Source organism: Halovenus salina (genome assembly GCF_026410925.1).
Classification (GTDB): Archaea; Halobacteriota; Halobacteria; order Halobacteriales; family Haloarculaceae; genus Halovenus; species Halovenus salina.
In genome coordinates, this window is record NZ_CP112972.1 from 2,105,075 (window position 1) to 2,127,465 (window position 22,391).

Consider the following 22,391-nt stretch of genomic DNA (forward strand, 5'->3'; position numbering starts at 1 on the left):
CGCGACGTGTGCAATCTCGTCCTGTGGCGCGACCCACAGCGCGTTCGTCGGTTTGCGACGACCGTGCTGGATGACTGCGAACTGTTTTGCCATCTCTCGGTCTGGCGCGTGGACGTCGCGGCAGTGGACGAAGTCGCCGCCCGCCTGTTGTTGTCGGAAGACTTCCCAAATCATGGTTCTCAGTCTGCCGCCTGCGGCTTGGGGCTGTCGCCCGCGGTCGTCTGGTCGTCCATCATGTTCCGGACCCACTCGACGGCCTCTTGGGCCTCACGCCGGCCGTTAATCTGCTGGATACTGCCGTCGTACTCGTTTTTCGAGACCGTGAAGAACTCGTCCCAGTCAAGGTCGTCCTCGACGACCTCGTAGGTACCGTCGCCGTTGTCACGAATCCGGGGCTCGTCGGGAATCTCCAGTCCGTACGTCTTAGCTTTCTCCATGTACCGGTTCAGGAAGGAGTTCCGGAGTTCGTCGTTGGTCGCGGTCTTCAGTCCCACATCCGCGGCGAAGTCGTGGTGGGTGCTCGCGTCGTCACTCGGGCCGAAGAACTGGAGGATGCGGGGCCACCACTCTTCGAAGGCCTCCTGGACCATCTCTTGTTCTCTCCGGGAGCCGTTCATCAGCTCCGACAGAATCGACTCGCCGTGTTTGACGTGCATCCCCTCCTCGAAGCAGATTTTGTCCATCGCGTGGGCGTACGGTTCCCAACTGGACTTTTTCAGCGTCGCCTGGCGGCGCATTGCCGCGCCGTCGACGAAGAAGGCAATCATCGGCGTCTCGACGTAGCTGTCCATCGGGTAATGGAAGCAGTTCAGGAACTTCCCGTCGCCGTTTGCGAGGTCGTCGAGCATCTCCTCACGCGTTTTGATACCCAGCGACTCGGCGGCGCGGTAGAGCATCTGTCCGTGGCCGATTTCGTCCTGGACCTTCGCCGAGAACGCCAGCTTGCGCTCGATGCTGGGTGCTTTCCGGATGAACGGCCGCTCCAGGTACGCCCCCATGATTTCGCTGTTGGCGTGGAACTCCAACATCCGCGTGGCTGCTTTGCGATACTCCTCGGGCATTTCGTCGGTCGGGTTGAACTCTCGGGACCCTGCGCGCTCTTTGACTGTCTCGATATCCATTGTCATCTCTCATGATTGTACATGCGGAGAACGAACAAAGCCATTGACCCGTCTATATGGGGTCTTTATATATTCAGGGAGCCTACGGCCGTGATATGATAGCGGAGTGTCTCGTCGTCGAGTTCGAGGTCGAGGGCGACGACTGTCCGCTGGCGGCCGCGACGCGGGCCGCAGATGTCCGTATCGACGCCCGGCCGCCACAGCTACGCGAGGACGGCAACGTCCTGTTGCAGTTCAGCGCGCCTGTCGACGAGACACTTCGCGAGACACTCAACGCAGACGACCGAATCCGGTACCTCCACGTCACCGACGGCCGTCAGGAGTCGACCTACCGCTGTCTCTCGAAACATCCCTGTGTCGTCCACGAGTTGGTCAGCGCCGGCTGTATGGTCGAATCCCTCCAGTACGAGGGCGGTCGGGCGCTCGTCATGGGTGCGGTTGTCGGCCGGACGGTCCTTCAGGGGGTGATGGAGCGGGCTGGCGAGACCGTCGGCGTCAAGCTCAGACGGGCCTACCAGCTCCAGAGCGAGAGCGAGCCGAGCGCGACCCAGCAGTGGGACATCACGCCGAAACAAGAGGCCTGTATCCGCGCGGCGCTCGAAGTCGGCTACTTCGCAATTCCGCGGGAGGCCACTGCCGAGGACGTGGCAGACCACCTCGGAATCAGCAAGTCGGCGTTTCTCGAACGGCTCCACCGCGCCGAGCGGACGCTGTTTCGTCAACTGTTCCTGTAAGTGGTGACGCATCCAGCCTCTCAAACACACGCAACCTGGCTACATCCCGCCAGGTACTGGACGATGTCGAGTGTTACCGTTCAGAGCGGGGGACGAAATCCTGGTGCTCGGGACCGGTGTAGTGAGCGCGGGGACGGATGAGCCGGTTGTCGGCCTGGTATTCGAGGACGTGACCGACCCAGCCGCCGACGCGGGACATCGCGAAGATGGGTGTGTAGAGGTCGATTGGGATATCGAGCTGGTAGTAGACCGACCCGGAGTAAAAGTCCACGTTCGGGGCGATGCCCTTCTCACCGAGGCCGCGCTCGTCAAGTAGATGAGTCTCAACGGCGGTAGTGTAGTCGTACCACTTGCGGTCGCCGCTCTCCTCGGCGAGGTCCTCGCTGAACTCTTCGAGAATCTTCGCTCGCGGGTCTTTCACCTCGTAGACGCGGTGGCCGAATCCGGGGATGCGCCGCCCGTTGTCGATAGCGTCTTCGACCCACTCGATTGGGTCCTGGCCGCTCTCGTCAAGTTCGATGAGGGTCTCCATCACGTCCTGGTTTGCGCCGCCGTGCCAGTGGCCGGCCAGCGCGCCGACGCCGGCGGTGACGGCGTTGTAGATGTCGGCGTAGGTGCTGGAGACGACCATCGTCGTGAACGTCGAGGCGTTCAGGCCGTGGTCTGCGTGGAGGATGAGCGCCACGTCGAAGATGCCAGCGGCGACCTCGTCGGGCTCCTCGCCGTTGAGCAGATACAGGAAGTTCTCGGCGTGACCCAGGTCCTCGCGGGGGGCGAGTGGCTCCTCGCCGTTGCGGTAGCGGTCGAAGGCCGCGAGCACCGTCGGAATCTTCGCGGTGATGCGTCGGCCCTTCCGGCGGGCCGCGTCGAGATCTTCGGGGTCGGCGTCGGCCTCGGGGTCAGCTGCCGACAGCATCGAGACGAGCGTCCGGAGCGCGGCCATCGGCTCCTCGCCGCTTTCGGCAAGCATCTCGGCGGTTCTCAGGACGTCCTCGTTGACGGTCCGCTCGCTTGCCATCTCGTCGACGAAGGCTGTGTACTCCGTTTCATCGGGAAGGTGGCCGTACCACAGCAGGTACAGGACCTCTTCGAAGTCGGCGTGACGTGCCAGATCCTCGATGCGGTAGCCGTGATAGCGCAGTTCGCCAACGCTGCCGTCGATGACGCTTAACCCCGTTTCGTCGACGACGACACCCTCCAGTCCGCGGTGAACCTCAGGCTTGGTCGCTTTCTTGAGCAAGTCTGCCATACCTGCACTATCGCGCCACCGGTAAAAAACGTCGTTGGTGTTGTCTAGTATTCGGAGATGCCGGCCTGGACGACGCCCGAGACGTTTTCCAGCTCGCTGGTGAGCAAGACGATGAAATCATCGAGCGTGACGATACCAGCCAGTTTGCCGTCCTCGACTACTGGGACGCGCCTGACGCCGCGCTCGCGCATTCCCGCGAGTACGTCGTAGATGCTTTCGCCGGGCTCGACCGTGAAGAGGTCCTCGGTCATCACGTCGGCCGCGGCAATCGTCGCGGAGTTTTTCCCTTCGCCGATGACATCGAGAGCCAGGTCTCGGTCGGTGACGATACCGACCGGCTCCTGGTCTTCGGTCACGATAACGCTCCCGACGTTTTCCTCCTCGAGCAGCCGCGAGATCTCCCGCGTCGTCGTCTCCGGGTCTGCGGTGACGACGTCCGTGCGTGCCATCTCTCTGATTGTCATTGTCACATCGACAGTGGACCGCCCCATACGAAAATGCTCCTATCTCGTTTCTCACCGCCAGGTCGACGAGAGCCTGGAAGCGGATGCCGACGAGACAACAGGTCGAGCAGTCAGTCTGATAGTGATTGTTGCGGTTATTTTCGTGACCAAGTCACGAATATCAGTGTTTCACGGCGTGAGACCCACGTCTCGTTTCCCGACGGCGGTAACGACTCGCAACAATCATTATGAGACAGTCTCGACGCCGGTGATCTCGAACCGGGAACCGCCGTCGTCACCCTCGGTCACGACAACCTCCCAGCCGTGGGCTTCGGCGACCCGCTTGACGATAGAGAGGCCGAACCCGGAGCCGTCATCGGCCGTGCTGTAGCCGTTTTCGAAGACCTCCTCGCGCTCGTCGGGCGGAATACCCTCGCCGTCGTCGGCGACGTAGAAGCCATCGGCCAGCTCGCCGACGGTCACCGTCACGTCGTCACCGCCGTGTTCGACGGCGTTGCGCAGGAGATTCTCGAAAAGTGACGCGAGCCGCGTCTCGTCGGCCTTGACGGTGAGCGCTGTCTGGCATACCAGCTCCGCGTCGATACGCGGTTCGACGGTGTTCCAACACTTCGAAACGAGGTCAGCGAGGTCGACGGGCTGGCGGTCCCCGATTATCTGGCCGCCTCGGGCCAGCGCCAGCAGGCTGTCTATCATCTGTTCCATCCTGTCGAGTGCCTGTGTGATGTCGCCGAGGTGGTCGCTCTCGACCTCCTGGTCGAGGAGTTCGGTCCGTAACTGGGCCACATTCAGGGGGTTCTTGAGGTCGTGAGAGACGACCGAGGCGAACTGGTCGAGGCGCTCGCGCTCGCGTCTGAGCGACTCGTTGGCGCTGACGAGGCTGATTGCGGCGACGGCGTTGTCGGCCAGAATTTCTGCAAACTGCAGGTCGGTTTCGTCGAACCGGTTGCCGATGGTGCCGAGCCCGAGAACGCCCGTCTCCCCGATTGGCACGTACATCGTCTCGGTAAACGACGACCGGTCGTACTCGTCTTCCTCGTGATTGACTGCCTCGACGACCGTCTTCCCGGTCCGAAACGCCTCCCCCTGTGGCGAGTCGGCGATGTCTCGCGGAGGCCGGGAGTCGACGCCGGTGACGCGCGCTCCGAAGGCAACAAACTCCAACACCTCTCTTTCGGGGTCGTAGCGACGGACACCGGTGCCCGGAAACCCCAACACCTCGTGGGCGGATTCGGCGGTTCGCTGAAGGACGGCGTCGACGGAGTCGGCGGTCATCAGGCGACGAGTCGCGGCGTGTAAGGCGGTGACCGTCTTCTCGTATCGACGGCTCGTCCCCACGCTCCGAAACGAGCACTGGACATCACCGTCGTCGGAAACCCGCCGCAGTCGAAGGTCGTACTCCCAGCGGTCGTCCGTCTCCGGTCTGAACGTAATCGTCGTCGTCACGTCGTCGGTCGCCCCGCTCTGGACATCTTCCAGTTTCGTCTCCCACAGTTCGAGAGCGCTCGCGTCGAACAGACCCGACTCGTGATAGGAGTCGATGCTTCGACCGATGATGTCCTCGACTGGCTCGCGAAAGACAATCGATGTCCGAGGGTTAGCGTCCCGGACGACGAACTCCTCATCGACACGTATCGCCGCGCCAGGAACGTCATCTAGTGAGGACATCGGATGACGGCTGTTAGGTGGCCACGATTATAATGGTGTGTGGTAGCAAGACTGCAGGATATTCTCGCGTCGTGAACTGCGCGGCTCGCCGCGTCGCCGACCTGCCCACCTCGCGACTATATACCCCTCTATTGAGCGAGAGAGTGCCATAGATGGCTATTATAAGCAATTAACACCCGACACGCGGAATCCCGACCTGTGCCCATCATCGACCCAGCGGCCGTCGAGACGCGGTTCGACGCGGTAGAACAGTCCGTCTCCGAGGAATGCCGCCGGGTTGTCGCCGAGCGAGAGGCGTTGCAGGCGTTCGCCGAGCGGGTCCGCGACAGCCAGACGGTCCAGCCGACGGGTCACGGTGCGCCCGCAACGACAATATCAGCCGGCGGGTTCTCGGCGACGGGCGACCAGATTCGGGACGCCTACGAGGCGACATTTATGAGCGTCTCGCACTACGACGAGGATTACGGCGAATCGTACGCACAGAGTCTCGCAGCCGAGTTCGGACCCGACATCGCCGCTGCAGTCGTCAGCGACGGACAGCTCACGCAGGCACACAAGCAGGCCTTGCTTGGCGCAGTCGAGGGCGCAGTCGAGCGCCGAGAGCTGCTCGGCGACGTACTCGGCGACGAACAGGACTCACTCCAGGAGGCCCGGGAGACGCTGTGTCCACTCGCCGCGGAACTGGACGAGATCTCTCGGTCGACGGGACCGAACTGCCCGCTCGGTATGCTCGACGCTCACGACGCCCGCCTGGGCGTGCTGGCTGAGAAATGCGACCGGCTGCTCGACGGTCGCCAGTCGGCGATTGTCGCTCAGCGACGGACTCTCACCCTCCCAGTTGACGAACCCGACATTCCGAGTTACGTCTATCACAGCGTAGCTGTCGAGTCGACCTACCCTGTCCTCGCGACGCTTGCGGACTGTACCGAGAGAATCGACGCTCTCCAGGACGAGGTTCGAGCAGCACTGGACCGACAACGCGGCGGGCGCGTCGAGCTACAGGGCCGTCCCTGAGCTATAGGACGTGGATGCCCTCTGTTCTGAGACCGAGCGGGAGTACCTCACCGGGCTGGCTGTCCTGCCACTCATCGTCGAGGTCGACGGTGACGAACTGGCCGTCGGGGAGCTCAGCCCGGACTCGGACACATTCTCCGAGGTAGTATCTGTCCCGGACAACGGCCTCGAACGCCGACCCACCGGCGACGAAGTCGTCGGGACGGACGATGAGACGGCCGTCGTCTGTCGTGGTGAGGCCGTTCGCGTCGACGGCTGCGAACCCGAGGTCAATTCGGCCGTCGGCGACCGTCCCGTCAAGCACGTTCGAGGTGCCGACGAAGTCGGCGACGAACTGGTTTGTGGGCTGTTCGTAGATGTCCTGTGGTCGTCCGACCTGTTCGATGGTCCCGTCGTTGAGCACGGCGATGCGGTCACACATCACCATCGCCTCCTCCTGGTCGTGAGTCACGTACAGCGCGGTCACGTCGAGCTCGGAGAGAAGCTCGCTCAGTTCGGTCCGGAGCCGGCGTTTGAGCTGTTCGTCGAGGCCGGTCATCGGCTCGTCGAGCAGCAGGATATTGGGTTCGATAGCGAGCGCACGCGCGAGGCCGACGCGCTGTTGCTGGCCGCCGGACAGCGTCCGTGGCGACCGGTCGGCCAACTCCGCGATGTCGAGCAACTCGAGCAACTCGACGGCGCGCTCTCTGCGCTCGTCTTTCCCGACGCCTTGCATCTTCAGCCCGAAGGCGACGTTCTCGGCGACGGTCATGTTGTCGAACAGGGCGTAGGACTGAAAGACCAGCCCGACGTTTCGCTCCTCGGGTGGGACGTGGGTTACGTCCTCACCGTCGAAGCGGACCTGGCCCGCCGTCGGGGTCTCGAAGCCCGCGATGGTCCGCAGCGTCGTCGTCTTCCCACAGCCAGAGGGACCGATGACGCCGAGCACCTCGCCGTCGGCGACCGTCAGGTCGATTTCTTCAACAGCGGCCTTGCTGTCGTAGCGTTTCGTCACCGAATCGAGTGTTACGTCTGACATTGTTATCGTTGTGCTGTCGTGAATCCGGCCCGGCCGACCGACTGCAAGAGGAGAATCACCATGAGGACGATGCTGAAATACACCGAGACGGCCGCCGCGGACTGTAACACCGGCGAGCGGCTGATATTCTCGTAGAGAAAGAGCGCGAACGGCTGGGGGTCGGTCGGGTCGACGATGAACGTGAAGTTGAACTCAGCAGCCGCGAGCGTCCAGGTGATAATCGACCCCGCGATGATGCCGTCTTTCGCGTTCGGGAGGATGACCGTCAGGAAGGTCCGGGGCCAGGACGCTCCCAGCGAGCGCGCGCTCTCCTCGATTTGCTGGAGGTTCATCGACTGGAAGGAACTCTGGACGGTCAACACCATGAATGGAGATTTCAGCAGAGCGTAGCCGACGATGAGCCCGAGCGCGGAGCTACTGCGGGTGGGGTAGGTCCTGATGAAGGCGACCGCCAACACGATGCCCGGGACGACCGGCAACACGGCGAGCGTGTTGACCCAGTCCTTGCCGAAGAAGTCGTACCGCGTCAGCGAGTACGCAATCGGGACGCCGACGAGGATGTTGAGAACCATCCCGCCGGTGGCGACCATCGCCGAGAAAAACAGGCCCGAAAACACGCCGCCGCGAGGCCCCAGCCCCTCTTTCATGCCGAGGACGATACGCCAGTTGTCGAGCGTAAAAAAGCCACGCGGAATCACGCCGGTCCAGGTCGTCGCGAAGGAAGCGACGACGGTCGCCACAATCGGGACCAGCAGGAAGACGAGTACCAGCACGACGACAAGCGTGACAAGCGGCCGGCCCACTCTGTTGCTCACGTCGAGGCGTTCCAGTAGCCACCACAGCCTGCTTCCCGACTCGTTCGGTGTCTCGTATGTTTCGTCTGTCATATGTTTACGTGGTCGTCATCGACGAGCCGCAGACTCAGGAATGTAAAGGCGAAAAAGAAGACGAAATACACCATCCCGATGGCGGCCGCAATCTGGGTGTTGAATCCGAGGTCACCGATTTCGAGCGAGAGTCGCAGCGTGGCGACGTTCAGCGCCGGCAACACGAGGACGGTCCCAAAGATGGCAAGCGCGGTACGGAAGGTGAGCACGCAGGCGGCGACGACCCCCGGCCAGACCTGTGGCAGGGTCACGTAGTAGAAGGTCACGAGCGGACTCGCGCCGAGCGCGCGGGCGGCTTCCTCGGCGTCGGTGTTAATCTCGGTGAACGTTCCTCGCAGGACCATCGTCGAGCGGGGGACCAACGAGAAGGCAAAGCCCAGAAAGAGCCCACCAAGCGTCCGCGCCGTGGCGATGTCGATAGGGTTGCCGCCCGTGAAGTAGGCGACGGCGTTTGTCAGCAGTCCCGTCCGGCCGAGCAGGACAACGATGAGAAAGCCGACGACGATACCCGGCAGCGCAATCGGAAAGGAGAGTATCGCCACAATCCAGCGTTCGCCCGGCAGCGAGTACTTCTCCAGGGCGTGCGAGAGCGCAACTCCGACGGCGACGCTGAAGACGGTCGTCGCGGCCGCGAACCATAGCGTGTTCCAGGCGACTTCGAGGTAGATACCGTCGTTGAGCAGCGTCCGCCAGGCGTCGAGGGTGAACCCCTCGTTGGTGAGGTTGTCGGTCGAGACACTCATCCGAGCCATGACGCCAATGGGGACGAAGGCCCCGAACGTCGCCAGCACGAAGTAGGGGAGACAGAGGACCGCGATTCGCCGGCGACGCCGCTCAGCCTCTGTCGTCGGCGAGAGGAGCGCCCGGAGGCGACCGCCAGCCGTGGTCTGTGTGTCGGCCATTCCTCAGGCTTCGACGCCCGGCAGCGGGCTCCGTTCGAGAATCTCCTCGATGATGCCCTGTTGTTTGTCGAGCAACTCGGCTTGGTCGATGCCGAAGGCCGCGTCGTCGTACTGTTCGGATGGCGGGAACTCCTCGGGAGCCTCGACCTCGTCTTCGCTTGCGCGAATCGGGCGGACGAAACCGTCGAAAAACAGCTCCTGAACGTCTGGCGAGAGCACGAAGTCCATGAACAGCTTGGCGGCCTCCTCGTTGGGCGGGTCCTGGAGCATCCCGTAGCCGTAGGGGACCTGGGTCGCTCCCTCGCCACCGTCGGGGCCTTTCGGGATAACGACGCCGACGTCCTCTTCAGGGATGTCGTCGCTGTTGTACTTCGTCGAGAGGCCGCCGAAGTCGTACTCCGCGTACGTCGAGATTTCGCCGGCGGTGAACTGCTGGTCGAGGTTGCGGCGGTGTTCGGCACCGGCGTCGGCGATGTCGTCGAAGTAGTCAAACAGCGGGTCGAGGTTGTCGAGGTCGCCGCCGTAGGCGTGGTTAATAGAGAGCATCGCGTTCAGGCCCGACCCCGCGCCCGGCACGTTGATAGCGAGGTCCTGGGCGATTTCGGGCTGTTTGAGGTCCTCCCAGGTCTCGGGCTCGTCGAGGCCACGCTCCTCGTAGACGTCTTTTCGGTAGTTGATCGCGACGGTCATCTGGCGGGTCGCCGTGACGTGGCCGTCGTCGGTCTTGAACTCGTCGGGGACGGACTCGTACCCCTTGGGCTTGTAGTCGGTGGTGAACCCTTCGTCCCAGGCCTGGAGACCGACCGAGTACGCGCCGTTGTAGGCGACGTAGTCGTGGTTAGGGTGGTTCGTCCGGATGTTCGTCAGCGCCTCCCCGGAGGTGCGCTGGTCATCGAACAGCGAGATATCGTACTCCTCCTCGAAGGCGTCCATCACGGCGTCCCAGTTCGACCAGCCGGTCTGGACCGCGTAGACGTACAGTTCGTCGGGCAGGTCGTCGGTGCTGATCGTCGTCTCGTAGTCGCCGTAGCCGACCTCGATGGTCTCGGCCCCGTCGGTCGTATCGCCGCCGTCGCTGCCGTCACTGTCGTCGTCGCCGTCGTCGCCGCCGAGACAGCCGGCCAGCGCGGCCGTCGCGGCAGTCCCGTTCGCTACGAGGAACCGCCGGCGCGAGAGCGAGTCAGTCAGTGAGTCAGACACGTCGGTCGCGTTGTCTTGCGACATTACAACAACGACAGCAGAGTACACCTAAACCGGTTGCTAATAGGGGTATAGCGGTCTGCCGAGCGGTCCCGACTCCTCACCAGCCGTCCCCCTCACTGTGGACGGATACGAAATCCTATATATCCCGGACCCGGTCGAACTCCTGAGCGGCGTCGAGAACGACATCGTGGGCGGTGCCGTTCGAGGCGACGAGGCCGCGACTGTCGTGGTGCCAGTCGTCGCCGTCGAGGTCGGTGACGGTTCCGCCGGCCCACTCGACCATCGCAGCGCCCGCAACGCTGTCCCAGGGGTTTGCCTCGACGTTCGTGACGACGCCTTCGATGCCGCCGCCGGCGACAAGCGACAGCGCCGCCTGTGCGGAGCCAAAGCGGAGCATGTCACCGAAGCGGGTGAGGATGGCCTTGCTCGCGGCGGCGTACTCGTCGCGGCGGTCTCGGGGCCACCAGATAATCGGCGCGACCCGGAAGGTTTCGGGGTCTGTCCGCTCGCTGACGGTCGACGGACTGCCGTTGCGCCGGAGTCCGTCTGCCGTGCCTACGTACGTGTCCCCGAGCGCGGGCATGGTGTTCACGGCAGCGACCGGCCGGCCATCGACGACGCAGGCGACGCTGGTCGCCCACCGTCGGTTGCCGGTGACGTAGTTGTTCGTCCCGTCGATTGGGTCAATCAGCCACGCCATCCCCTCGTCGGGAACGGCCTGCTGTTGGTCGTCTTCCTCGCCGACGATGACCGCGTCGGGGTAGGCGTCTTCGAGGACCGCGACTGCGGCCGCCTGTGCTTCCTCGTCAGCACGGGTGACCACGTCGGTCTTACCCTGTTTCGTGTCGACTTCGAGGTCGGTTCGAAAGAGATCCATCGCGATAGACCCGGCGCGTTCAGCGCTTTCACGGGCCACGTCGAGAGCCTTTGTCGTCGAGATATTGAGTGTACTCATAGATGTGCGTTCGTAGTGCTAGTGTGTGCTTTGTTGTTATGTCTACTGCTCTTATCCTGACTGTTCGGCCGACCACGAGCGGCCGCCAGATGGGGCGGTATCGTTGCCGACGGCCTGTTCGTCGACCTGTGGAAAGGTGCCGAAGTACCTGTCTCTGACCGCCGACTGGACGGGGTCGCCGCGCGTCTCCTCCAGTGTGTACTCGTAGGCCTCAGCCAGGCCACGCTCACCGGCCAGCGAGACCAGCGAGACGGTCGTCCCCCGCGAATCGACATGGACGAGGAGATAGCCGGGTGGGAACGCCGAACATCCCGGCGCGCCGACGACGTTTAGCCCCCGGTAGGTCGTCGCGAACGGCCAGTGGAGGTGGCCGGTGATTACGAGGTCGACGCCGGCCGCGGCGAGTGCGTCGGCTGTCGCCTCGGGGTTCTGCAGCCGGTGTGCCGACTCGGGGAGTGTCCCGTCGAACGGCTCGGGAAGGCCCGCAAGCGGGTGATGAACAACAGCGATACATGGGCCGGACGCGTCTCCAATCCCTCCCGCTGGCAGCGCGACGGCACCGCCACGGTCGGTCGCCTCTTCGGTGCTGTCGAGTCCACACAGCGTCAGGTTCCCCATCTGTTTCGTGGCCGGGTAGCTCCCGTGTCCGTACCGGCGTGCGAACGCCCCGCCGGTTTCGAGCTCGCGGGCCGGGCCGATATCGTGGTTCCCGGGAACGAGCAGCCTCGGCTCCGGCAGCGTTCCGACGAGCGTGTCGCCGAGTCGATACTCGTGGCCGGAGCCGTCTTTCGTCAGGTCACCGGCGACGACCGTCCCGTCGACGTCGAGTCGGTGGGCGTCGGCGACAGCCATCTGGAAGCGCTGTTTCGTCCGGTGATACAGGGTCGCCGAGCCACGGGCGGTGGGAGTCAGATGTGGGTCTGCCAGGACCGCAACTGTCGTCCCGCTCCCGCGCGGGCGGTCGAACCGAGCGAGGGTCGCGGTGCCGTTGTCTGGAAACAACGGCCCTCCGCCGTCGCCGCCGGTGCCGTCTTCGGAGAACATCGGTAGCTACTATCATTCGCTCCACAACCAAGTAAGTATCTAAAATATTATATATTGCTCTCCGGACCACTCACAGCCCTCACGAGCGCCGTGTTTGGCTATATATCCCGGTTGGTGGGCATGTCAGGTCCGACCGTTGACGTCGGCCACAGGCGTCGGAACCGCTCGATGAGCAATCCGGGCGGTCGTCTCGGCTATCGCGCGCACGGGAGACAGAATCACGCAGTGGGTCCACCACCAACTCCTCGCGTCGCTATCGTCGCTCCCTCTGGCGAACGGGGGCTATCTAGCTGGTCCATACTGAGGTGTACATATCACTACGTAGCTCAATATATACGTACGGTGAACAGTATATATATAATAGTAGTCTACTTATATCGAAGTCATCTACAATCGGGTGATGACCGACAGTCAGTCAGACTGGTTCGGGAGTGCTGCATCGAGACGGAAATTCCTCTCTGGCGCAGGCGCGGCCGGAGCAATCGCCCTGGCGGGCTGTACCGCCAGTGACGACGGCGACGACGGCAGCGACAGCGACGGAGAAGATGGGGGCGACAGCAACGAGGGGAGTGACAGCGACGGCAGCGACGGAGGTGACAGTAACGACGGCAGCGACGGCGGCTCGACCGACGGAGGGGAGCTGTCGGGGGAAATAGACATCGCAGGCTCCAGCACGGTCTACCCGCTCATGCAGGCAATCGGCGAGGAGTTCGCCAGAGAGCACAGCAAGGTCAGCATCAACCTCAGCTCGACCGGATCCGGCGGTGGCTTCTCGAATCACTTCTGTCCTGGCAACACGGACTTCAACAACGCGAGCCGGCCAATCAAAGGGGAAGAGGAGCAGCTCTGTAGCGACAACGACGTCGACTATATCGAACTGGTCGCCGCGACCGACGCGCTGACGGTTGTCGTCAGCAACAACCACGAGGTGCTCGGAGATACGCCGTGTATTACTGTCGAGGAGCTGGCCCAGATTTGGGAGGCCGACGGTGCCGAGACCTGGAGTGACGTCAACTCCGAGTGGGACGACGAGCCCATCAACCGCTTCGGTGCGGCCGACACCTCCGGCACCTACGACTACTTCATCGAGAACGTCCAGGGGGCCGACCGGGGTCACACCGACGACTACCAGCCCACCGAGGACGACGAGACCATTATCCAGGGCGTCAGCGGCAACCCCTACGCAATTGGCTACTTCGGCTTTGCATACTACTACCAGAATCCCGACCAGGCACAGGCTGTCAAGATAGACAACGGCGACGGCTGTGTCGCGCCGAGTCTCGACACTGCTTCCTCGGGCGAGTACCAGCCCCTCTCGCGGAACCTCTACACCTACCCCTCGATGAGTTCGCTGGCCGAGGAACACGTCGCCGAGTTCGCCCGCTACTTCGTCGAGCAGACGACAAACGAGGAGATTGTCGCCGAGCGCGTCGGCTACGTGCCGGCCACCGAGGAGACCAAAGAGGCACAGATGGAGAAACTCGAAGACGCAATCTCCCAGGCCCAGTAACAATGGAACGGCGCTGGACGCGACTGGGTCGGAGCGACTGCGGACAGCGCCGCAATTTCGGAAAGTGCATGTACCCCCTTACACAATCCAACGGTAGTGGTAAGCTGTGAGTGACTCGCAGCCGGACTTAGACCTCGGGCGAACGCGGGGCATCGAGCGCATCAAAGAGGGTACCTACGGCTCGTTTATGCTTGTCTGTGCGGCTGTGACGCTTCTGACGACCGTCGCGATTTTTTTGACGCTTCTCACCGACGCAATTGCGTTTTTCCAGGCGTACCCGATAGCCGACTTCCTGGGCGGGTTGGAATGGAGTCCCAACGATACAGGTGGTGAGCAACTGTTCGGTATCGTTCCGCTGGTCGTCGGGACGCTCGTCGTGACGCTGACCTCGGCTTTTGTTGCTATCCCCATCGGCACGCTGACGGCGATTTACCTCAGCGAGTACGCCAGCCCGCGCAAGCGGGCGATTCTCAAGCCGATGCTCGAAATCCTGGCCGGTGTCCCGACAGTCGTCTACGGTTACTTCGCGCTCGTCTACATCACACCCGCACTTCAGGCGACGCTGTTTCCCAACATGATGACCTTTAACGCCTTATCGGCGTCGCTGATGGTCGGTATCATGGTCATTCCGATGGTCTCCTCGATCAGCGAGGACGCGATGAACGCGGTCCCAGACGAGTTGCGACAGGCCGGCTACGGTCTTGGCGCGACCAAGTTCGAGGTCTCGACCGGTATCGTCGTCCCCGCCGCGATTTCGGGCATCGTCTCGTCGTACATCCTCGCCATCTCGCGTGCCATCGGCGAGACGATGATTGTCGTCGTCGCCATGGGGTCGAACGCGACGCTGCCGGAGGTCCAGAATGGACTGCTCGGTATTCCCTTCGTCCATCCGGGTGACGTACTGCTCGAACAGGGGATGACGATTACTGTCGCGATGGTCAACATCGTCGGCGGCGACCTGACCGGCGGCACGATTCCATACGACGCGATGTTCGCACTCGGCCTGTTCCTCTTCGTCGTCACGCTCATCATGAACGTCATCAGCGACATCATCGCGGAACGCTACCGGGAGGAGTACTGACATGGCTGTCGAACACGACACTGACACGACAGGATTCGGAACGGTGAGTCGACTCCGCGGAAAGATATTCGAGAAACTCTCGCTCGGTGCCTCCGTCTTTGGCATCCTCATGCTGGCCGTGTTGCTCGTCTACGTCACCGTCGACGCGTTCAACCTCACGAGTGCCAGCCCCGAGTGGCTGCTGACGTATTTCCTCACGCTGGTCGTCCCCTTCCTCGGTTTCTGTCTCTACAGCGCAAACGACCCCGAGCTGACACGCCAGACTGTCCTTGGGCTCGTCGGCGGTATGGCGGCAGTGCGGCTGGCGTTTTACCTCGTCGAGACGTTCGTGCGCTCGATTCCCGGCCTCACGTGGCAGATTGTCTATCTGTTTGGGGTGGTCGTTCCGGCAACGGCGGTTGCCGCGTTCGCCGGGAGCCGTGAGCCGGTCGGTCGTGTTGGTTTCGGGCTCGTCGGCCGACTCATCGGTGGCACCGCCCTCGGGTTCATGCTCGTGATTCTCTTCGTCGTCTTCGAGGTCCGGGCCTGGTTCTGGATGCACACGCTCGGGCTCGTTCCCGCGGCGCTCGTGGTCGCCTACAGTACTCGCCGGCCGAAGTCACCCATCTCGCTGACGGCTGCCCCAATTGCGCTGACGGCCGCTGTCTTGGCGACCCGGCCGGGCAGTCCATTCACGACGATAGTGATTCCAGAGACTCTCGACAAGGGGGTGCAGTTCTCGTTGCCCGGAGGGGTGTCGCTGAGTGTGTCGTTGCCGGGAGCCGTGTCGTTCAGCGTCGTCACGCTCTATCTGGTCGCCATCTCGGCCGCGGCGGCAATGGCGCTCGGCCACGCGCTCGAATCGCGAACAAAGCACCCACGCGGGGCCAGTGTCCTCGCCTTTTTGGGTGCTGTCGCCGCGAGCGTCGCCGCCGGCCAGGTCGGTCTCGCACCGGAACCCATCCTCGAGTTCTACGCCGGCTATCCGACGACGTGGCTCATCTACGTCTGGACGCTCGCGGTCCCGCTCTCGCTCGCCAGCGCGGGACTGACCGCAGTCAAGACCTCCCGCCGGACGGGGATGACCACCGGCGCTGCCATCTTCGCATTCGCGGTCGCCGGCAGCCAGCTCGCGACGGCTATCGGTGTCGACGCAAAAACTGCAATCCTGTTCCTGCTGACGGTCTCGGTCCCGACGGTCGCGTACGTCCGGCAGGTGAGCCAGCGCCGCGAGGGAACTATCGGACTCGCGTTACCGCTGCTTCTGGTCGCCGGCGTTCTCGTCGGTGCGGTCGTCGTCGACGTCTGGGGAGTCACGCCGCCGGACATCTGGCTCGATTGGTCGTTCGTCACCTCTGGCCCGTCTTCGCTGCCCGAGCGGGCCGGATTCTATCCGGCCATCGTCGGCTCGGTCGTTCTCATCTCGCTTGTCGCGGTGTTCTCTTTCACCTTCGGCGTCGGGACGGCGGTTTTCCTCGAAGAGTACGCCCCCGACACCGGCCTGGGTGGTCTGCTGACCCGTATTTTGCAGATTAACATCGCGAACCTGGCTGCTGTCCCCTCTGTCGTCTATGGACTGCTCGGCCTGGGAGTGTTCGTCAACCTCATCGGATTCGGACTCGGGACGGCGGTCACCGGCGCACTCACGCTGACCCTGCTCATCCTGCCGATTACGATTATCTCGGCACAGGAGGCAATCCGGGCCGTACCCGACAGTATGCGAAACGGGTCCTACGCGATGGGCGCGACCCGCTGGCAGACGACGAAAAACGTCGTCCTCCCCGAGGCGCTGCCAGGTGTGCTCACCGGGACGATTCTCTCGCTCGGGCGGGCAATCGGTGAGACCGCACCGCTCATCATGATTGGGTTCCCGAACAGCATCTTCAACCCACCCGGCGGTATCATGGAGACGACGACCGCGATGCCGATGCAGATCTACGTCTGGTCGTCGTCGGTGAAAACCGAGTTCAAGTACGGCGTCCTCGCGGCGGGTGTCGTCACGCTGCTCATCGTCCTCCTGTTGATGAACGCCACGGCAATCGTCATCCGGAACCGCTCGGAACAGGGACCGTGAGCGATGCCCCGAGAGCAGTACAGACAACAGCTCTGGGAACTCCGCGGCGAGGTGGCGGCGCTTGGCGATCTGGTCTGTGACCGGTACGCGATGGCCGTTGAGGCGCTCACTTCTGGGGACTCGCGAACCGCAGACCGGGTTATCGACGGCGACACAGAGATAAACGAGTGGTATCTCGACACCGAAGCCCGGTGTACGAAGCTGGTCGCTCTCCAGCAGCCGGTCGCCGGCGACCTACGGTTTATCACTGCCTCGTTCAAGATTCTCACTGACCTCGAACGCGTCGGCGACCTGGCGACAAATCTCGCCCGCTACGGCCGAGAGGCTGGCGGCGACCTCTCGGAGACCGTCGCGCTCGAACCGCTCGCGACGACAGCCGGCGAGATGGTCGAGGATGCACTCCGTGCCTACGCCCGGGACGACGCCGACGCTGCACGAGCGGTCGCCGAGCGCGACGACGACCTCGACGACGCGTGTGCCGACGCGAGTGAAACGGTCGTCCGTGAGATGATGGCGGCCAACGACCCGGAGCTCGAACCAGTCTCGCGGACGCTGCTGGCGATTCGTGACATCGAACGTGTCGGCGACCACGCGGTCAACGTCTGTGCCCGGACGGTCTACATGGTTGACCGCGAGGACGACCTCATCTACTGACCGGGTCGACGCTGACCGTCGGTTTCTTCAGGAGGTCGTCGGCGTGCTCGGCCGGACAGTCCGGACGGCCGACCAGCGTTGTCACCGTTTCGCCGGGGTCGACGACCGTCTCGAAGACGAGTTCGTCGTCGGTCAGTTCCCAGCTGTCACCCAGAGGGTTCGTGTCTCCATCGGCCGAGATGAGGGGCTCGGTCAGCCGGACGCGGGCAGGCTCGTCGCGGACGGACTCAATCTCGTAGACCAGCACGGGCGCAGAGAGCGTGTCGCGGTCGAGATGCTTGGTCACGACGAAATCCTCGATGGCTCTGGTCTTGGTCTCGCCCGCTCGATTGGTCACGTCGTCGACGATGAGCTGCCAGAGCTGGGAAGACTTGGTTGGCGCCTCGGGGGCCGAGTCCGTCGTCGTCTCGTCTGTGCTCTCTGTCGTCGCTGGCTCGCTTTCTGTCGCCGCTGGCTCGTCAGTGTCAGCCTCGTCGCCGAACACCTCACTCGCGCTGTCGACCGAGTCAAACGCACCCACGCGGGTGAGCGTGTAGTAGCCGCCGGCGATGGCTGTTACCACACTTGCGACAGTCAGGGGCACCGCGAGGTAGCTGAGGTCCTCGAACGGCGAGGGCGACTCCGTCGGACCGGCTCCGCCGCCGTCGTCTGCCCCGTCGTCGCCGCCGGTCGCGGGTGCGGCTGACGCGAACCCGTCTTCGAGCGCGTAGAGGGCCCCGCTCTCGGTCCCGATGTAGACGGTCCCGTCAACGACTGCCGGAGCGGCCGACACCGGCCGGGTCGTGTCCATCGACCACAGCTCGGTTCCCTCGGCGGCGTCGATGCCGTACACCGCCTCGCTCTCGCTGCCGACGTAGACGACGCCGTCGGCAACCGCGGGAGCGGCCGAAATTTGTCGACCGGTGTCGAACGACCACCGTTCGGTTCCCTCCGCGGCGTCGACACCGTACACCCTGTGGCCCCGGCTGGTGACGTAGACGGTCCCGTCGGCGACGGCGGGGGCGGCCGAAATGACGCCGGCTGTATCGAACCACCAGACGCCGCTGCCGTCGGCGGCGTCGACGGCGTACAGTCGCTGGTCCATGCCGCCGATGTAGACAGTGCCGTCGACGACCGCCGGCGAGCTGGCGACGCCTCTCGTCGAGACCGGAAACTCCCACAGCTGCTCGCCGGTCTCGGCGTCGATAGCATAGAGGTTCCCGTTGTCACTTCCCGTGTAGACGACGCCGTCGGCGACCGCCGGCGACGAGCGTATCCAGAACTCTGTCTCGAATCGCCAGCGTTCGGTCCCGTCCTCGGTCTCGATGGCGTATACATTTCCGTCCTTGCTGCCGACGTACGCTGTTCCGTCGGTGACTGCTGGCGAGGAGGTCACGTAGTCGCCGGTGCCAAACCGCCACACCTCCTCGCCGTTTTCGGTGTTCACCGCGTAGACGAGACCCGACTGCGTGCCGACGTAGAGGATTCCGTCGACGACTGCCGGCGTCGTCTTCACCTCGCTGTCGACCTCGAAGCGCCAGCGTTCGGTCCCGTCCTCGGTATCGAGTGCGGCGACCGCGCCGGCGTGGCTGGTGACGTAGACGGTGCCGTCGGCGACGGCAGCTCCGGCTGTCACCTGGCCGCCAGTGTCGTACTCCCAGGCCGGCCCGACGTCGGTCGTCGGCCCGGTCGTCTCGACGTAGCCGGTGTTTGCCAGGTCACCCGCGTACATCGGCCACGCGGCTGTCGCCTGGGCTGTGGTGGTTTCGACTGGTGTGGCTGTACTGGCGTCCGTGCTGTGACGGGCGAGCGTCCCCGCGGCTGTCGCTCCCGCGACGGACGCAAGAAACTGCCGCCGGGTTTGGGTCATTGTTCGGTCCTAGTTAGCCCGCAGTTAAAACCGCGTTCACTTGGCTCCAAGCGTTACCGTCGAACGACAGCCACCAGACCAATTGCAACGAGGGCGACAGCAACGCCAAAGCCCGGCCCATCCTCGCTTGCAGCGGGGGTGTCCTGTAGGGTCTCCGTGGTGGCTGCTGACTCACTTTCGGTCTGGTTATCGGCTGTGTCGTCCGAGGGTGGTTCGTTGTCGGCGTCGGTCGTCTTGTTTGTGCCTCCCTCTCCGGTAGCGTCGCCCGACCCCTCGGCTGTTGACTGCGACGCATCGATAGCGTACAGGTCACCGCCGGTCGCGTACACCCCTCCGTCGACCAGCGTCGGCGAGATACTCGCCAGTCTATCGGCGAACAACTGCCACTGCTTGCTGCCTGTCCCCATCTCCAGTGCGGTGAGTGTTCCGCCCTGGGTTCCGACGTAGAGCGTTCCGTTCAGGGCGACGAGCCGTCGATTGATTGGGCTCTCTGCTTGGGTCTCCCACAGAATATTGCCCGTAGACGCTGTGATTGCACGTACTGTCCCGGCCGTGGTGCCGACATAGAGGGAGTCGTTGGCGGCTGCCATGCCAGTGATTAATTTCTCGGACTCGACAGTCCATCGCTGCTCGCCGGACTCGCGGTCGAATGCGAACACCTGTCCCGTCCTGTTGCTGGTGTTGTATCCACCGAGGTACACCGTTTCGTCAGTGACCGTTGTTTGTGCTACCCCCGACCCGTTCAGCTCCTGTGTCCAGCGGTTGTCCCCGCTAGATGCGTCGACAGCATGGAGGTAACTGTTGCCGACGCTCCTGTCGAACGATGTCGTGTACACTGTCTGGTTCAACACACGTGGGCTGGCGACTATCCGTCCGCTGAACGTGACAGTCCACTCGATTTCACCGGTTGGTGCGTCGACGCCGGCTAGAGCGGTTGCATTACCGACGAGTACCGTGTCGCCGGCGACTCGCAGTGACTGACTCGTCCCGTTCAACTGTGTGGTCCACCTTGGCTCGCCTGTCGTCGCGTTCAGCGCGTACAGACTGCCCCCAGTCGTCGCGACGTAGGCAGTTTTGTCGGCGACTGCCGGTGCAGCGACGATAGGTGCGTCGACCTGTCGGGTCCACTCCCTCTCGCCGGTCGCTCCGTCGAAAGCCAGCACTGCCGAATCGAAGCTCCCAGCGTAGACGGCTCCGTCTGCTACGACAGGAGCGGACACAATCGACTCGTTGACCTGCTGTGTCCAGATGGCTTCGCCAGCGTCGCGGTCGAATCCGTACATCTGGCTCCCGTCGTACGCGAAGACAGTCCCGTTCTCTGCGACTGGCTGTATGAGTCGATTGCCGTCGAGTCCGCTTTTCCACAGGATATGTTTCCACTGGCCGTCTGCGGTCGATCCCTCCGGGGCGGCCCCCTGTCGAATCTCGCTGAGGGCGTCGGTAGAGGGAGCGTTGACAATCCGCAGTCGGCTGCCGGTTCGGTTGACGTACAGTGCATCGGCAAACCCACTCGAATCGGGAACCCGGTAGGTGTTCGACAGGCCGGCCACCGGCTCCGCCTCGTGATAGGCGAGCAGTTTGCGGTAGGCATCGTAGAACTCCCGAGCGTCCTCGGGGCTGTCCCAGGCCGTCTCGTAGACGTAGCCGGTCGCGTTCCCGTCGGCTGCGGTGTAGGGGAGGAGCCTGTCACCGTCCCAGCCCGCCGTCGCTGGGTGTGCGTAGTTCTCGGTGACTGCGTCGCCGAATCCGCCAACGAAATGATTGTCGAACGAGATAATCGCTGTCTGGCCGGTTGTCTCTCTGGCCGGCGAGAGCAACGAGACGTAGAGCCCGGCCTCGCCGACAGACTGTGTGAGCCGGTCGCCGTTTACCGTCAGGGGCTGCCACGCGGCCGAACTCCGGTCACGAATTTGAACGGCTGTTGGACTATCCTCCCGGTACTTGTCGGGATGGATAATCTGTTCTGTACTCTCGGGTGGGTTCTCGTACAGTTTGTTCACAGCATCCCAGCCAGACTGCTGGTGGCGGTCGCGGACGAACGCGTACCCCGACTGATAGGGCTGTCCGAACAACGTCAGCATGCCGTCGTTGACTCCGGAGAGGTCGGGGACGCTCTGGCGCTCTGGACGGTAACACGTCCAGTTCTCGCCACAGCGTTGCTCGTATCGGTCTTGCACGTAGTTCGCGTCACCCTCGACGTACCCGTTGCGGGCGTTTCGCTGCTCGATAGTCCGGACAGCTGGCAAGTCAAACTGGTTGTCCTGTTGGGCGTGGAACAGCTCCTGTGCGAGGACGCCCTCACGAATCTGCCGGACAGTACTGTTCGGCGAGACCATCGTCACATTCCCGGTCGACGGACTGTAGTAGCCGTTGACGCCGTTGCCACGGAGCGCCTGCTGTGACGCGACGGCGTCCTGTGACTCGTTGATGAGAAAGAGGGCCTCGTAGGTCGCGTTGAGGCGCGTCCGTTGTGGGTCGGAGTACCGTAGCTGTTCGCTCTCTGCGCGCTGTTCGCGGGGGAGGAGTATCCGGACCGGTGGGGTCCGGTCGAACTCGATTCCGCGAACCGCCTCGACGCGTGCCATTGTCCGCGCGACGACGGCCTCCAGCTCGCTCTCGTTTATCCCGTCGGACTGGGTTATTGAGAGTGTCGCGTTCGCCCAGAGGCCGTTCTCCCAGCCGAGTTGGTCCGACTCGGGGTCGGCTGTGTCGTTCTCGACGACAGCGTCCGAAACTGTGCTGTTGTCTGGTGTCACGCCGTCGGCCGCTGCCGGGCCGGCGACGACCGCTAGTCCCACACACAGCGTCAGTAAACAGACGCCCAGTGCGAGCAGCCGATACAATCGTGTCCGACCAACGTCGTCCATGCTGCCGTGCTTTCCGTGACGTTGGATAAAGCCTCCGTCGGCGATTTTCCAAGCGAGAAACTGCCCGACAGAGTTGAGTGTACTCGAAGCTGTGTCTGTCCCTGAAAGCGTCCTTCGAACC

The 22,391-nt window shown here is 63.4% G+C and carries 18 protein-coding genes and 1 pseudogene; 6 read left to right on the plus strand and 13 right to left on the minus strand.

Annotation, left to right across the window (positions count from 1 at the left end; translation table 11 throughout):
* Positions 1 to 3: 3 nt before the first annotated feature.
* Both OSC37_RS18990 and paaA read right to left on the minus strand, forming a co-directional pair.
* Positions 4 to 174: pseudogene (locus OSC37_RS18990) on the minus strand (PacF protein); the annotation flags it as partial.
* 5 nt (positions 175 to 179) lie between these two features.
* The gene (gene paaA, locus OSC37_RS10585) at positions 180 to 1,121 is read right to left on the minus strand and encodes a 1,2-phenylacetyl-CoA epoxidase subunit PaaA (protein ID WP_267164178.1); all 942 of its coding nucleotides are present in this window, start codon (positions 1,119 to 1,121) and stop codon (positions 180 to 182) included.
* 95 nt (positions 1,122 to 1,216) lie between these two features.
* Between paaA and OSC37_RS10590 the strand changes: the two genes are divergently transcribed.
* Positions 1,217 to 1,855 (plus strand): helix-turn-helix domain-containing protein, encoded by a 639-nt coding sequence (locus OSC37_RS10590; RefSeq protein ID WP_267161443.1) that lies wholly within the window; start codon positions 1,217 to 1,219, stop codon positions 1,853 to 1,855.
* 73 nt (positions 1,856 to 1,928) lie between these two features.
* On the opposite strand, the gene citZ is transcribed toward OSC37_RS10590, so the two are convergent.
* The 3 genes from citZ to OSC37_RS10605 form a co-directional block, all read right to left on the minus strand.
* Positions 1,929 to 3,104 carry a citrate synthase gene (citZ, locus tag OSC37_RS10595; RefSeq protein ID WP_267161444.1) on the minus strand — a complete coding sequence of 392 codons (1,176 nt, stop codon included), beginning with the start codon at positions 3,102 to 3,104 and terminating at the stop codon, positions 1,929 to 1,931.
* Between the two features lie 44 nt (positions 3,105 to 3,148).
* On the minus strand, positions 3,149 to 3,595 hold the full coding sequence (locus OSC37_RS10600) for a CBS domain-containing protein (RefSeq protein WP_267161445.1): 447 nt from the start codon (positions 3,593 to 3,595) through the stop codon (positions 3,149 to 3,151).
* A 198-nt stretch (positions 3,596 to 3,793) separates the two neighbouring features.
* Entirely contained in the window at positions 3,794 to 5,233 is a 1,440-nt protein-coding gene (locus tag OSC37_RS10605; RefSeq protein WP_267161446.1) for a sensor histidine kinase, read from the minus strand.
* Positions 5,234 to 5,431: 198 nt separating this feature from the next.
* Here OSC37_RS10605 and OSC37_RS10610 point away from each other — a divergent pair, with 198 nt between their 5' ends.
* Entirely contained in the window at positions 5,432 to 6,247 is an 816-nt protein-coding gene (locus OSC37_RS10610) for a DUF7260 family protein (RefSeq protein WP_267161447.1), read from the plus strand.
* 1 nt (position 6,248) lies between these two features.
* On the opposite strand, the gene OSC37_RS10615 is transcribed toward OSC37_RS10610, so the two are convergent.
* The 6 genes from OSC37_RS10615 to OSC37_RS10640 form a co-directional block, all read right to left on the minus strand.
* A complete protein-coding gene (locus OSC37_RS10615; protein ID WP_267161448.1) occupies positions 6,249 to 7,265 on the minus strand; it encodes an ABC transporter ATP-binding protein in 1,017 nt (338 codons plus the stop codon).
* A 2-nt stretch (positions 7,266 to 7,267) separates the two neighbouring features.
* Entirely contained in the window at positions 7,268 to 8,152 is an 885-nt protein-coding gene (locus tag OSC37_RS10620) for an ABC transporter permease (protein WP_267161449.1), read from the minus strand.
* Positions 8,149 to 9,054 (minus strand): ABC transporter permease, encoded by a 906-nt coding sequence (locus tag OSC37_RS10625; protein WP_267161450.1) that lies wholly within the window; start codon positions 9,052 to 9,054, stop codon positions 8,149 to 8,151. The genes OSC37_RS10620 and OSC37_RS10625 overlap by 4 nt, the downstream gene beginning before the upstream one ends.
* Positions 9,055 to 9,057: 3 nt before the next feature.
* A complete protein-coding gene (locus OSC37_RS10630; RefSeq protein ID WP_267161451.1) occupies positions 9,058 to 10,278 on the minus strand; it encodes an extracellular solute-binding protein in 1,221 nt (406 codons plus the stop codon).
* 115 nt (positions 10,279 to 10,393) lie between these two features.
* A complete protein-coding gene (locus OSC37_RS10635; RefSeq protein WP_267161452.1) occupies positions 10,394 to 11,212 on the minus strand; it encodes an inositol monophosphatase family protein in 819 nt (272 codons plus the stop codon).
* A gap of 51 nt (positions 11,213 to 11,263) precedes the next feature.
* Positions 11,264 to 12,256, minus strand: coding sequence for a metallophosphoesterase family protein (locus tag OSC37_RS10640; protein WP_267161453.1), 993 nt, complete (start codon positions 12,254 to 12,256; stop codon positions 11,264 to 11,266).
* 400 nt (positions 12,257 to 12,656) lie between these two features.
* On the opposite strand from OSC37_RS10640, the gene OSC37_RS10645 reads away from it, so the two are divergent.
* From OSC37_RS10645 to phoU, 4 genes are all read left to right on the plus strand, one after another.
* Entirely contained in the window at positions 12,657 to 13,766 is a 1,110-nt protein-coding gene (locus tag OSC37_RS10645) for a PstS family phosphate ABC transporter substrate-binding protein (protein WP_267161454.1), read from the plus strand.
* Between the two features lie 106 nt (positions 13,767 to 13,872).
* The gene (gene pstC, locus OSC37_RS10650; protein WP_267161455.1) at positions 13,873 to 14,847 is read left to right on the plus strand and encodes a phosphate ABC transporter permease subunit PstC; all 975 of its coding nucleotides are present in this window, start codon (positions 13,873 to 13,875) and stop codon (positions 14,845 to 14,847) included.
* 1 nt (position 14,848) lies between these two features.
* On the plus strand, positions 14,849 to 16,900 hold the full coding sequence (gene pstA, locus OSC37_RS10655) for a phosphate ABC transporter permease PstA (RefSeq protein WP_267161456.1): 2,052 nt from the start codon (positions 14,849 to 14,851) through the stop codon (positions 16,898 to 16,900).
* A gap of 3 nt (positions 16,901 to 16,903) precedes the next feature.
* The gene (gene phoU / locus OSC37_RS10660) at positions 16,904 to 17,554 is read left to right on the plus strand and encodes a phosphate signaling complex protein PhoU (protein WP_267161457.1); all 651 of its coding nucleotides are present in this window, start codon (positions 16,904 to 16,906) and stop codon (positions 17,552 to 17,554) included.
* On the opposite strand, the gene OSC37_RS10665 is transcribed toward phoU, so the two are convergent.
* Together OSC37_RS10665 and OSC37_RS10670 are read right to left on the minus strand one after the other, a co-directional pair.
* Positions 17,544 to 19,403, minus strand: a complete 1,860-nt coding sequence (locus OSC37_RS10665; protein ID WP_267161458.1) for an outer membrane protein assembly factor BamB family protein — start codon at positions 19,401 to 19,403, stop codon at positions 17,544 to 17,546. The two genes, phoU and OSC37_RS10665, sit on opposite strands and share 11 nt — an antisense overlap.
* Before the next feature lie 53 nt (positions 19,404 to 19,456).
* A complete protein-coding gene (locus OSC37_RS10670; RefSeq protein WP_267161459.1) occupies positions 19,457 to 22,270 on the minus strand; it encodes an Hvo_1808 family surface protein in 2,814 nt (937 codons plus the stop codon).
* Positions 22,271 to 22,391 lie beyond the last annotated feature (121 nt).